Source organism: Curvibacter sp. AEP1-3, from assembly GCF_002163715.1.
Classification (GTDB): domain Bacteria; phylum Pseudomonadota; class Gammaproteobacteria; order Burkholderiales; family Burkholderiaceae_C; genus Allorhodoferax.
Window position 1 is genome coordinate 132904 of sequence record NZ_CP015698.1, and the last position, 13476, is coordinate 146379.

9 protein-coding genes and 1 riboswitch are annotated in these 13476 nt (G+C 51.5%); of the genes, 1 reads left to right on the plus strand and 8 read right to left on the minus strand.

What is annotated here, in order from left to right:
* Position 1 precedes the first annotated feature (1 nt).
* From AEP_RS00640 to AEP_RS00675, 8 genes are all read right to left on the minus strand, one after another.
* Positions 2-4237 carry a pilus assembly protein gene (locus tag AEP_RS00640; RefSeq protein WP_087493607.1) on the minus strand — a complete coding sequence of 1412 codons (4236 nt, stop codon included), beginning with the start codon at positions 4235-4237 and terminating at the stop codon, positions 2-4.
* Between the two features lie 19 nt (positions 4238-4256).
* A complete protein-coding gene (locus AEP_RS00645; protein WP_087493608.1) occupies positions 4257-4769 on the minus strand; it encodes a pilus assembly PilX family protein in 513 nt (170 codons plus the stop codon).
* A 5-nt stretch (positions 4770-4774) separates the two neighbouring features.
* On the minus strand, positions 4775-5857 hold the full coding sequence (locus AEP_RS00650) for a PilW family protein (RefSeq protein WP_157672998.1): 1083 nt from the start codon (positions 5855-5857) through the stop codon (positions 4775-4777).
* Positions 5854-6348: a type IV pilus modification protein PilV gene (gene pilV / locus AEP_RS00655; protein WP_087493610.1), complete on the minus strand. Its 495-nt coding sequence runs from the start codon at positions 6346-6348 to the stop codon at positions 5854-5856. The genes AEP_RS00650 and pilV overlap by 4 nt, the downstream gene beginning before the upstream one ends.
* Before the next feature lie 7 nt (positions 6349-6355).
* The gene (locus tag AEP_RS21330) at positions 6356-6931 is read right to left on the minus strand and encodes a GspH/FimT family pseudopilin (protein WP_087493611.1); all 576 of its coding nucleotides are present in this window, start codon (positions 6929-6931) and stop codon (positions 6356-6358) included.
* A 115-nt stretch (positions 6932-7046) separates the two neighbouring features.
* Positions 7047-7496 (minus strand): transcriptional regulator NrdR, encoded by a 450-nt coding sequence (nrdR, locus tag AEP_RS00665; RefSeq protein ID WP_087493612.1) that lies wholly within the window; start codon positions 7494-7496, stop codon positions 7047-7049.
* Between the two features lie 16 nt (positions 7497-7512).
* On the minus strand, positions 7513-8757 hold the full coding sequence (glyA, locus tag AEP_RS00670) for a serine hydroxymethyltransferase (RefSeq protein ID WP_087493613.1): 1245 nt from the start codon (positions 8755-8757) through the stop codon (positions 7513-7515).
* Between the two features lie 44 nt (positions 8758-8801).
* A riboswitch (ZMP/ZTP riboswitch) is annotated at positions 8802-8931 on the minus strand.
* Between the two features lie 35 nt (positions 8932-8966).
* A complete protein-coding gene (locus AEP_RS00675; RefSeq protein ID WP_087493614.1) occupies positions 8967-9785 on the minus strand; it encodes a lytic transglycosylase domain-containing protein in 819 nt (272 codons plus the stop codon).
* Positions 9786-10724: 939 nt separating this feature from the next.
* On the opposite strand from AEP_RS00675, the gene AEP_RS00680 reads away from it, so the two are divergent.
* Complete coding sequence (locus AEP_RS00680; RefSeq protein WP_087493615.1) at positions 10725-13457, plus strand: DUF349 domain-containing protein; 2733 nt, start codon at positions 10725-10727, stop codon at positions 13455-13457.
* Positions 13458-13476: the final 19 nt, after the last annotated feature.

Consider the following 13476-nt stretch of genomic DNA (forward strand, 5'->3'; position numbering starts at 1 on the left):
TTTAATCCTTGATAATCTCACGCCAAGAAATGCGACCCTTTACAGGTGTTATACCTGTATTCACCCGTACATCTTCAACTCGTTTGTCAGCTGCCGGATTAGAACCCCCAACAGCAAATCTATTACCAACTCTGGTGGCTAAGCTTGGAATTCCAACTCCGAGGTCAATCGATCCAACATATGTTCCACTGACGCTGTCATCAGTGAATTGTCCATTATTGGTGACATCAATAATTCCGACAGATAGTGCAGAACCAGAATATGGATTCACAAAATTCAGATACCCGGTTCCTCCTGCAGTACAGGGATCATTGGCTGCAGGAATCATTGAGCTAGCAATCAAAGCTGGAAGAGCAAGTTTATAGACAACTGACTCGGTTACGAATCTCTCACCGGTTGATTGAGTCATGTCAATGTACCAACCAGATTTATTCAGCATATCACCAGAGGTTTGCTGAGAGAAAGTTCGGACAGTGTAGCCGGCCAAGGTAGATGATGTGGAAACAGTTCGCTGTTTAAGTGGCGATCTGCTAGTTATCTTTGTGCCTTCGTCAATCAGCCCATACCATGATTGAATATTTGTATTCGAGGGGTCGGTCGAAGCAAAGTATGATCCGGTGCCGAAAAACACAAATCGTTTACCTAAGTTCGTATCACCGTTCAGATCATTGATACTAGAAGTGATTTTGGATGTAATCGGCTGACGTTGACCTAAACTATTTTGGGCGACAAAAAAAGGTGATCCACTGAAAGCAATTGCCCAAGAATCAGGATCATCTGAACTTACGTCAAATTTCCAAACGTTGCCCTTAAGATCGCCAGCATAAATAATATCTATCGTACCGTTTCCATCAGTATCGTAACCACTTGGACTCGATAGTCCGTTATCGGAGCCGGCTGTCGTAGGTAACTTCTTAACTTGACTGATCGAACCATTTGAATTCAGCACAAACAGATACAACACAGCCAAACCACTCGTACTGTTGTAGCCGTTACCCATTAAGACGCCAGATTTACCATTGTTTAGTTTGACAAACTGTGGCTTACCCAGCATATAGCCTAAATCGTCGTCGGAATTTGCGGTTGTACTGGCAGCCGGTGTGTATTCCCAAAGGAATTTAGTTTGATCAAAATTACTAGTGCTTGTTACATTTATCGCAAATAGCCCTTTGCTGCCACGACCCAGGCTTGCAAATAAATAGTTATTATTGTCAGTTGCTGTCGTGCGCGATGTAATCTCAATGTCGCCATCCACGTAGTAGTCATGGGTATATTGTGGTGAAGCTAGGTTTTTTAATCGCGAAAGAGATGACTGTGGAATAAAAGCAAACTGCTCAATGCCAGAGTTGGCACTAAATGCGTGGAGCATCCCGTCGTTTGCTCCAACGTATATCAAATCGGTATCCTTTAGGTAATATGGAGATGAGTGGATTACATCACCTAAAACATGACCAGGACGGTCCCTTAATGTTCCCCCATTTTGTACCTCATTTGACCGTGCGCCTCGAACGTAATTAAAGATACTCTGACTTGCGAATGCGGAAGATACACCGGGATAAGAGGAGTTCCAAATAAATGGAACACCATGAGATGCGCCATAGGTGGTTCTCGCACCTGCTCTCGCGAAAATATTACGAACACCACTGTCGGGAATCTTCGTAGATGCCTCCCATTCTGTATTCGTGCTTACGCCAGAACCAGTAACGGGGTAGGCGACAAGATCGCCTGACCAGTAGTTAGCATCAAAACGTGCCTGAAACACTCGTGCTGTAGTGCTGAGACTCGAACTATTTGCGATTACATTGCTAGCGCTGGAATTAGTCTTAAATATTGCATCGAAAGCTTTTTTAATGGTGTCTTTCAGTTGCAATGGATTCTGAACTAGGAAGTAAGTGTCAGGTACGCCGTCACCATCTGAATCCCATTCAGTCTGCAAATCTGGCTTATTATTATTGTTTTTATCACTAAATCCGCCCCACTTAGCAGCGTACCATAGTGGATCCTTCAACAAGGTTGCGGAACCAGATGTAGATGCGGAAAACGTGCGCTCATCAAAACTTCCAATTGTTGGAAGTTGATTGCAATCTGCAGGCACCGGTGATGCATCGCAGTATCCAGGTGATCTTCCCGATGGAACATTCAAGAAGTAAGGAATGTTGACGGTTTCATCTTGGACCACCAAATAAACACCATCATTCTGAGTACCGGAAATGATATAGCCCATGTTTTGTCGAGCACCGCCTGCTTGATAAGTAGGCGTTACTTTAACGGTTAAGGAGTTGTTGGCATTAAGCTTAATTTCATATTCCGCTATTGCGTCCATGTCATGGTCTGCACCTTGTTCGACGTCTTCATAATTAATTCGAAACTTTGCGTAATATCTGCCACCATTAATTGTGCTATTCACATCGCCCGTGCCTGAGTTTGCGATGGTGTCAACATAAAAATCGACAATCTGATTGGTTGGTTGAAAGCCGCCTTTTCTATCTGATGCGAGTACTGATTTTGCAAAGGGCACAAGAGCGATTTTCTTATCAGTCGCGACCGCAATTTCAATTTTTGGTAAAGGCGAAGCCAATGCAACACTGAACGTATCAATCGACTGCTTTCCCTGTAAATCAGACCTTATATCTGAGCGCTTTGCATAGTAAGACACGGAAGCGGAGTAATAGCTGCCCTGTTTGGTGGGCTCCTCTGGCGCTAGGCCTCGGATAGATTTCAGTGACTCAACTGTTTTCGCAGTCGGCGCAGAGTCGGCGACAGTTTTTGACTGCCCGATAAACCTGCTACCGGTAATTCCTGTTTCGTTAGACGTAATGGTGTCCGCCTCAGTGCCCACATTCAAGCCAGACAAATCACTAGAGAAGGAGTTGAAGTAGCTGCCAGGAAGTTGATCGGAATCAAATGAAGGGTTGATATCAGAAATCGAAAGAAAGTTCGCACGAGCACACCATGGCGCTTTAGCTGCGCTTGAGCTGCTGTAAGGGTCATCCCAAGTGGCCCTAGTAAGACCAACACTAGCGTCTTTTGAGTCAGAGGATGATTGAAATGCACCAGTAGCACTTCCCTTTCCAGAAAAGTATCTTAATCCCTCATACATCATTTCCCCAACTGGGTTACCCCAATCAGGGAAATTGCCCTCTGTCATTGCTGAGTTAGTCTGCCAGCCGCCAGCATAGGCTTGATCTGTGCGTCCATTATTAAAGTCTCTTATTCTCAAGTTATCAAATGTCTTAACAATTACGGCACTACTTGTAAACTTACCTGTCGCTGCGTCAACCTCTGCAGAAAACGACTTAACTACTTGTCGCAGAAGACCGCCAGACATATTCTTGTCATAGCTGCCTGTGATCAAACCAAACAGCATGGAGTCGTTCTCTCCATAGTCATGTAAAAGCCCGGTGGGCTTATAGTTGGAACCGTATTGTTTGCAACCAGAATTAAAACTACTTGTACAAACCTCCACGCGTACAGTTCTATTCTTTCTCGTGCCGCCATGTGTTCCGTCCAAGACGGGACGTTCTTTTGACGCCCATTCCCATACTCGTTTATTGGTGTTTTCTACAACAGATAACAATGGGGGTAGATTGCTGCAGTCAGATAAAGTGGCGCAGTTAGTGGATGAGTTGGAGGTTAAATTGCCAAACAAATGCCGCTTTCCACCGGTTGGGAGTGATAATGGGGTAAAGTCTTCAATTGAGTATCCGTCCGTCGCGACATCCTTATATTCTTTTGCCCAAGAGTGGGCATCTTGCGGAATATATGAGCGACGGAGGATGGTTTGCGAATTAGTATCAACTTCTCTATACCCGCCATAAAGCACCTTTCGCAAGGCATCAATGCGAGCGGTAGTTTGATAATTCAGCCAATTACCAGACCATTTTCCAGGACACTTTCCATTTACTGCGGTAGAGCTAGGGCTAAATAGTCCATCGTTATCAGACTTGTCATTATGGGTGTAGCAAATATTTGACTCAAATAATCCATAATAAGTAATGGAAGGCTTAAATCGGATATCAATTGAACCATCTCCATCAATATCTGATGTATCATTATATGATTCATAATACAACTTATGATCGCGTCCTGCTATCAGCATTACCATAGGTTTTGCTGTTACTTGTGTCAGTAGCGGAGTATTTGGAATTGTTACTGCTGAGGTAGCGATCGAAACAAATACTGTTGTGATTAGCAGAGCAGTTCTTACGGGCTTGCCAATTAGTTCATTGAATTTCATAATAAACCTCAACTTTCAATTAGTCGGTAGCATACATTGATTGCAGCATTACAGCTGCCCGCCCGCCGCCCCCATCCACTTTCGCAGTAATTCTGTATCGCTTGCAGTTATTCGGGTCGCTTGGATCCCCGGGCCTGCATGTATAGGTATCACCTAAATATTCGACAAAATACTTTGGCGTAATGGCTAAAGTACCTGAACCTACGGTTGTGGCATTGCTCCAAGACGTGAAGGTGGTATCCGTCCATCTTGGCGTACTGCTTGAAGCTGGTGCTGCACATGTCATTAAGCTGCCGACTGTTGCACAGCCCGATGTAGGTTGCGGTTTTTCACTTTCAATCAAGTCTTCAATGGCTTTTAAAGTGGATTCAGTTGCTTGGAAGGCTAAGCTTCGGTCGTATGTATTGGCTGCCATTCTCTCTTCAGAATTTACGAGCCTGATTGCAGTCATACCAAAAATAGTCATAACCAATAGCAGGATAAGACTAATTACTAATGTGACACCAGATTGTTTCGAGGGTTTGCTAATCATATAAACTAATATAGAGTTTCTCTACTCCGTATGGCGGAGATGAAGAGTAGCCTTCGTTCTAATTTTGTGTTTGAAGCGGAAACGTCTTCTTCACTCTGTAGCTTAATGTCAGTCTTTACGGCCACAACTTGATTTGGATTTAATTCTCCCCATCCTCCGGCGCTAACTGCAAGTTCCGAGTCATCGGCATCAACCCATGTAGTAGCCAGAGTTTCCGTAGTTGAATTCTTCTTGAGATAGGAAAGATTCATTTCGACTACGTTATTAAGAATTTCATCTCTATTATTTGTAATCTGAGTTGCTCCGCCAACAATTGTTCTGGCAATTTGAGTTCGATACAAGCTCTTTCCGCCAGTTGAGTTAAATCCGATGTACCAAAAGGTCGGGACGAGTTTGGTTATCATTCCATTTGTAGTGCTAAACTGCCTAAGCGTTGTAGCAGCACACGCTAAGGTGGTGGGGTACCCAAGGCCATTTCCGCAATTCAATGTGGCTGTACTTGGGTCATAGTTAATTACCTTTGTTGCGCTATCCACGGTGCCTGCTTGAAATATTGCCGCACCTTGTAGGTCGCATGCTATCAATATATCGCCAGCCACAAAATTGCTGGCATTCAGAACGGTTATCTCAGTACTACCGGTGTCGTGCGCGGTAACGTTTGATTCTGTTGCCCCAGCTTGCAAAACAAGGATGGCAGCTGTACCGTTAACTCTTAATCCTTCAGTAGTTCCGAATGGGACTATTGATGTTGTATCAGTTGCACCACTAAATCCTTGGATTACGCCGTCACCCCAGGATGCCCACCATGGGATATTTCCACTAGAACGGATCACGTTTGCCATCAATTTCGCACCACAGGGGTTTTCCCCTGCTTCACGTATATCCCGCGACATTAGCTCGAGCGCTAATCTGGAATTTTCTTGCATGCGTGCTAAGTTCTCGGATACTCGCAAACTGTCTTTGTTCGAGAGCAGTGAGGTCAAAAGAGCGCCGACGATCAGTATTCCCAGAAACAATGCAATCATCAGCTCCACTAACGTGAAGCCTTTTTGTTTTGTCCTCGGAAGGAATTGTTTGTTTCTTTTCACAGTAGTACTCTTGTCTCGATATATTGACTTCCGAGTCCACCGGCTTTGCTGTCGTCCCAAATAACCCTTACTTTGCACTGGCCAGTGGCGTCGCAGTAGATCGCTCCACATGACGATGTATCGCCGGCAGTACCTATATTTGCTTTTATTGCCTCAATCCAAGCCTTTTGATTTGTATCGGCAAGATCTGTTCCCGTTATTGATGTTGGGTTACAAATGCTACCGTTTATGTTGCCGTTGGATTCCAAAGTGCCAGTGTTGTAGGTAAGTGCCTTGGCATTATTCTTATCGACTCTGAGTGCTTCAATAATGAAATAAGAAAGCGCTACGGCTTGAGTGCGTTGGCTGGCGCTTATATTTCCTTTATTTGCGCGTATTTGTAACCCAGCCATTCCTAAAGTACCTATTGTCAAAATAAGTACGGAGACTAATATTTCAATCATTGTTGCGCCACTTTGACGTTGACGCGTGGAAATTGGCTTGTTCTTCATATTGATTTTATGTAGGCGCTGCACAAGTTGAATCGCTAGTAACTTTCACTACAGATGTTCGACCTGTAAATGTGAGATTTATGTCTCTTGCTCTATTTGCGTCGCTAAGGGAGCTGCTCGAAGAGCAGACTCGTATAGTCCCGACGAGAGGTGCGCCTCCCATGGTTTTCGCTGTGCCATCCGATCCAAATGAAACGTATTGAATCAAGTTAGCATCACCTTGGATTACTATATTCCTCGACGAGGTATTCTGCGAGACTGAAATAATCTTTTCGCCAGCATCTTTTGCTGCAGTATTTCCGGATCGTGTTGTGTCAATAAATGAAATCCAACCCTGTTCCCAGTTACCATTATTTGTACATTGCGTGCCGTCTGCGCTCTTACATATACTTACTCTAGTACCAGTGCTAATTGCTTGGTTTCGAGTTTTTGCAATTGCGGCAGTCAGATCATTAGTTGTGCTGGAAAGCTCTGAGGATGCAATAAGGCCCAGAAAACTTGGAGCAGCAATGGACGTGACAATTACAAGAATCGCGATCGTGACCATTGACTCTATAAGCGTTACTCCAATTTGTTTTTTCATCGCAGAGCGCTTAACAAAAAGTTGATATCAGGGGATTCTCCGCTATCGAAGCTGATGTGCAAGTGCTTCAGAGCCGTACGGTCTGTACGGATAGACAGGCGGCAATTGATCTAGCTTACTTGCTCACTTCATCCACCAGCGTTTTGAATTCATCAATGTCTTCAAAGCTGCGGTAGACGCTGGCAAAGCGCACGTAGGCAACTTTGTCCAGTTTTTTGAGTTCGCGCATCACCAGTTCGCCGATGCGGGTGCTCTGGACTTCGCGCAGGCCCAGATTCAGGAGTTTTTCTTCGATGCGCTCGATGGCGCTGTCGATCTGCTCGGTGCTTACCGGCCTTTTGCGCAGGGCCAGGTTCATGGAAGCAAGCAGTTTGGCGCGCTCGAATTCGATGCGACGGCCATCTTTCTTGACGATGGCCGGAAAGTTCACATCCGGCCGCTCGTAGGTGGTGAAGCGTTTGTCGCAAGCGCCGCACTGGCGCCGGCGGCGGATGAAGTCCCCATCTTCAGAAATCCGCGTCTCCACCACTTGGGTTTCGGAATGACTGCAGAAAGGGCACTTCATCGTGAATTGACCTTGCTTACTTGTAAACCGGGAAGCGCGAGGTCAGGGCATGGACTTTGGCGCGAACGGCAGCAATATTGGCTTCGTCGCGCGGGTTGTCCAGCACATCGGCAATCAGGTTAGCCGTTGCGCGGGCTTCTTCGTCCTTGAAGCCGCGTGTAGTCATTGCAGGAGTGCCCACCCGGATACCGCTGGTCACCATGGGCTTTTCGGGGTCGTTGGGGATGGCGTTCTTGTTGATCGTCATGTGAGCCGCGCCCAAAACGGCCTCAGCTTCTTTACCGGTAATGCCCTTGGAGCGCAGGTCCACCAGCATCACATGGCTTTCGGTGCCACCGCTGACAATGCGCAGGCCGCGTGCGGTCAGGGTTTCTGCCACGATCTTGGCGTTACGCACCACCTGGGCCTGGTAGGCCTTGAACTCGGGGGTGAGAGCTTCTTTGAAAGCGACTGCCTTGGCAGCAATCACATGCATCAAAGGGCCGCCTTGCAGGCCGGGGAAGATGGCGCTGTTGATGGCTTTCTCGTGCTCGGCCTTCATCAAGATGATGCCGCCACGAGGGCCTCGCAGGCTCTTGTGGGTGGTGGAGGTCACCACGTCTGCGTGAGGGACGGGGTTGGGGTAGACGCCTGCAGCGATCAAGCCGGCGTAGTGGGCCATATCCACCATAAAGATGGCGCCAACGTCTTTTGCCACTTTGGCAAAACGCGCAAAGTCAATGGCCAAAGAGTAGGCAGATGCGCCGGCAATGATCAACTTGGGCTTGGTTTCGTGCGCCTTGCGCTCCATGGCTTCATAGTCGATGGCTTCATTGGCGTCCAAACCGTAGGAAACCACGTTGAACCACTTGCCGCTCATGTTCAGAGGCATGCCGTGGGTCAAGTGACCGCCTTCAGCCAAGCTCATACCCATGATGGTGTCGCCGGGCTTCAGGAAGGCGAGGAACACCGCTTCGTTGGCCGACGCGCCGCAATGGGGTTGTACGTTGGCCGCTTCAGCGCCAAAGATTTGCTTGATCCGGTCGATGGCCAGTTGTTCTGCCACATCCACATGCTCGCAGCCACCGTAGTAGCGACGGCCGGGGTAGCCTTCGGCGTATTTGTTGGTCAGCTGGCTGCCTTGGGCTGCCATTACGGCAGGCGAGGCGTAGTTTTCGCTGGCAATCAGCTCGATGTGGTGTTCCTGGCGAGCATTTTCGGCCAGGATGGCGGTCCAGAGTTCGGGGTCGGCTTGTTCAACAAGAATGTTGCGGTCGTACATGGCAGTCCTTTGAGGAGATCGGGCCTGTGGGTCAATGGTGACAACAGGGCTGCCCAGGCGAACGGCTGATCGCACAAACCGCGCAGGTCATGCGGCACGCTTCCCAGTGGTGTCCCACGTCAGCAACCGGCTTCCTGAGGAAGTCAGCGCCTATCGCCAGTCGCGTGCGGGTGAGAGTTTAACCGAGCCGGGCAAGGCCCGGCGATTGTTCAGGAAGAATGGATCAGGCTCGCCACGTTTTCCACAGCGGGAGCCGCATCGGGCGCAGGAGTTGCAGGAGCCTTAACAGGTGTCGGGGCGATCATCGGAACAGGTTTTCCGGCGGCCACGCTCAGCAATCGGGTGTGCTCAGCCAGCACTTTGGCAGCATAGCCACCGTCTGCTTCCATATTAGCTGCGCCCACATAGAACTTCAGTCCACCCTCGATGGAGCCAGCGCGGGCAATGCACTCTTTGAGCACTTTGGCGCCCACGCGCAAGTTGGAAACCGGGTCAAAGGCGGCCATCTTGCCGCCAAAGCCTTCGTACTTGTCGCTGTGCACCTTGGTCATCACCTGCATCAGGCCTTGCGCGCCTACGTGGCTTTGCGCAAAAGGGTTGAAACCGGATTCCACGGCCATCACGGCAAGAATCAGAGTGGGGTCCAGTTTGGAGCGTTGGCCAGTTTCATAGGCCTCAGCCACCAGTGCACTCAGTGGCTCTGGCGCGACGTCGTACTTCTTGCTCAGCCAGTAGGCCACCGCCGCTTGCTGTTTGGGCAGGTCTTGGGGGTTGCTGGCTGTTGCACGCTCTACTGCGTCGGCTTCTACTTCCAAGCCTGTAGCTTGGATGTGGCGGTCTTGCAGCCAGCCCATCAGGCGGACTTCGCCTTCCTGGCGGAGTTCTGGGCGAACGGTCAGTGCAATGATGGCAAACATCACAGCCAAGCCGAGGAGGGCGAAGCCGTTGTGGGAAATCTCAAAAAAGCCTTGGGCAATATCGTTCGCAACAGTGCGAATGCCTTTGGTCAGTCGGGTAGTCGCTGTCATAGCTCTTCCTTCTTTGGCGGGGAGGCTTGGCTGCAAGGCTCTTCGGAGCGCTGGCAGTTCAGTCACCTCGTTTGGGTTGGTACGCTATCAATATCCTGCGGCGTCGTCTCGACATGTGCAGCGATTTGAATATGCCGGGTTCGGCAGCGGGGCGGGTAATCCCTAGTCGGGATTTAAGAATGGGCGGATTCTAGGAGGGCTTTATATGTCAAGTCAACCATATCAAATGAAATCTATATGCTTGACAGTTTGTAAAAATGCCTTTTTCCCTCTGGGAAAGGCGATTTAGAGGCTTTTTGTGGGCGCTGCTTAACCAGACAATCAGAAAGCTTCTGCGCATAGATTTTCATTTTTGCATTCGCCTCAAGGTGTGCCTATCGTTCCATAGCCTGCAGTTGCAGGTGGAATGCCGGCAGTAGCCAGTCCACCCATCGTGTGTGATAAAGCGGCCCCGGCCTTTGTCGGAGGCAATCGATTGCCTTCAAGTCCGCTGGTTGACATCCAACTCATCCGCGGCAAACCGGATGGCATGGCCCTTGGGGTCGCCATCGAGCCCGGTGCAGAGGACTTGGAGTCCATGCGCCGGGCTTTCTTTTGGGCAATACGGTCTTTAAACGAACCCTCCCCAAAGCCGCTCTTTGACAAGCGCTCATCTGGTACGTGCACATTTATATAGAGACACTTCTGTCTTCCAAGGAAAGTTCATCTGTGCCTGCATAGGATCTCCAGTCCTTCAGTCTAGATGTTTGCTATTAAAAATGTAGCTGTTTGCGCATATTCCATGAGCGCTACAGCTGTAAAGTGTTTGAATGCGATGATTTCAGCCCCGGGCATGAGCATGCTGCCGCAGCCGTCTGGGCAAAATCATCAGGCAAGCAAGCAAAACCCAGCGAAAATACGCGGTTGCTTATTCCACACCAATTACTTTCTGAGCCCGCTGTGACGTCGAACCAAACTGCCAAACCCATTGATACCGCTACCCTGGACCGCCTGACCGGCGGTGCATTTACCGCCGCCACGGCGGGGGAACGGGCATCCCGTATCCGGGAGTGGTTGCTGACCCAACCCGCACCTGAGCAACTGGCCGATGTGTTCAAAGAACTCAGTGTCAAAGACAAGGGCGCAGCCAAGCTCGTGCGCGAGAAGTTGGACGAAGCCCGCCGGGCCAAGGGCCAAGAAGTGCTAGGCGCTGAGTGGGCAGCCAAGGCGCAAGCCTTGATTGACACGGGCAAACTGAATATTGCGGATGCATTGGCTTGGCAGCGTGACGCGGCCAAAGCCGGTGCACCGTTGAGCAAAGAGCCTCTGTTGACTCTCAAGACCCAGCTCGCCGAGCGTGTGCGGGGAATTGAGGACCTCCAACATCAGGTACAGGTACAGCGCGAGGCAGCGGTATTGCTCGCCCAGCGCATAGAAGTGTTGTCCACCAAGCCTCTGGCCGATGCACAAACCGCACTGGACGCCTTGCGCACCGATGTGCAGCATTGGCAGGGTCAGGCCGAGGGACTGGTTTCCAACACCAACTGGGTGAGCGTGGATGTCAAATTCCCGGCCTTGCTGGATGCCTCCAAAGGCCAGCTCCTGGTGGTGTGGGATGCCTTTCAGGCAGCACTCGCCGTGGCTGTGGCTGCAGCCCAAGATGCTGCGGCACCTCTGCCACCCGTCCCCGTTTGGGCGGATGAAATCCGCGTAGCCCGCGGTGTTCCCCTCGTGGCCGAGCCCAAAGTGGCCAAGCCCAAGGTGGACCCCGAGCTGCGCGCCCGCGCCAATGCTGCCGTCAAAGCCGCACTGGCCACGGTAGAACAAGAAGTAGGCGAGGGCCATGGTAAGGCCAGCGCCGGCGCTGCAGGCGCCTTGCGCAATGCGCTCAAGGAATTCGGCAAGCTGATTGATACCAAGCTCGAGAACCAGGCCCATGCCGCATTGGCAGCCGCCGGCGAGCTCGAAGGTTGGCAGCGCTGGCGCGCCGACCAGATCCGCGAAGAGCTTGTGGGCAAGGCCGAGGGCCTGCTCAAGCGTCCCGAAGGCCAGGCCATCGGTGGGCGCAAGATGCAGGAAACCTTGCGCTCCCTGCGCGACCAATGGAAGCAAACCGACCAGGGCGGCGTGCCCAACCACGCACTGTGGAAACGCTTTGATGAAGCCTGTAACGAAGCCTACAAAGTGGTGGAAGGCTGGCTGGAAAAGGTCAAGGCCGAATCTGCCGAACACCGTGCCCAGCGTTTGGCTTTGATTGAAGAAATCAAAGGCTGGGCGGCGGCCAACCGCACCGCCTTGGACGATGATTGGAAGGGCTTTAACCGCATCCTGCATCAGTTCTCCGAACGCTGGCGTGATGCCGGGCACGTGGGTGAAAAAATGTTTGCAGAGCTGCAACCCTTGTGGAAGGCCGCTTTTGCCGAGGCTGCAGCTCCGCTGGAGGCTGTGCAGGCCCAAAGCCTGGCTGCCCGTCAGGCCATGATTGAAGAAGCCAAGCAACTGGGCGCCATGCCGGTGTTGCGGATTGATGCAGTCAAATCCCTGCAGCAACGCTGGCAAGCGCAGGCGCACGCCATTCCTGTAGATCGCCGTCAGGAGCAAAAGCTCTGGGATGCGTTCCGCAAGCCGATTGACGAAGCCTTCAACCGCAAGAGCGCGGAGCGTGAAAAGGCGGAAGCCGCACTGGGCGCCCGTGACCGCGTGGTGCTGGATGCTGCCAAGGCGCTGGAAGCCGCCAATGCGTCCGGCGATGCGCAGGCCATCCGTGCGGCCATGGCGGCATTGGATGCTGCGCTCCATGGACAAGCACAAGCCCAGGCCGACGTCGCCGCTGCGGGTGCGAACGAGCAGGCTGCCCAAGCCCTTGCACAAGTGGAAAATCAGGCTCTAGCGCCCGTGGATACTGCGCAAGCAGCTACAGAAAACGTAGCAGATTCAGCTGCTGCTGAAGTGGAGTCAGCTGAAGATGCCGCACCCGCTGCCCCGGCTGCTGCGCCCAAGCCCGCACCCAGGCCGGTGGTGGCGGTGCGTGGCGACGACCGCCCCGGCATGAAAAAGGAAACGCCGTTGGATCCACGCGCTTCCAAGTGGGGTGACCGCAAAGACGCAGGCCGGGGTGGGCGTGATGCGCGTGACGGCGGAAAGCCCGGTTTCGGTGACCGTGGCCCCCGTCGCGATGACCGCGGTGGCTTTGGCGATCGCAGCCGTGTGCCCCAGTCCAGCGCCCCCCGTTTGGGAGATACAGCGTTCCGCGCACAGCGTGATGCGCTTGAAAACGCCCAACAGGCGCTCAAAAAGCTGGCTGCACAAGCGCATGGCGAGGCCTTGGTACAGGTTCTCACCGCCTGGGAAAAGCGTGACGCGGCCTTGTTGCCCCCGGCTCAAGAGTTGGGTGGTCGTGCGGCAGCGCAGGCCCGTACTGCTTGGTCCAAGGCACTGGGTGCCGGGGCATCTGTCAAGGCCGAAGCTGCAGCACAATATCTGTTGCGCTTGGAAATGGCAGCAGAGGTCCCCACGCCGGCGGAGCATCTGGATGCTCGCCGCGGCTTGCAGCTGCAATTGCTGACCCGCCGCAACGATCCTGCACCTGCACAAACTTGGGCTGAAGACACGTCCAAGGTGCTTTCTGCCGAGTTTGACGCTGCGCAGGCACGCCGCTTGCAAAACGTACTCAAAGTGCTGCTCAAACGCTGATTCCGGCGGTTGGATAACC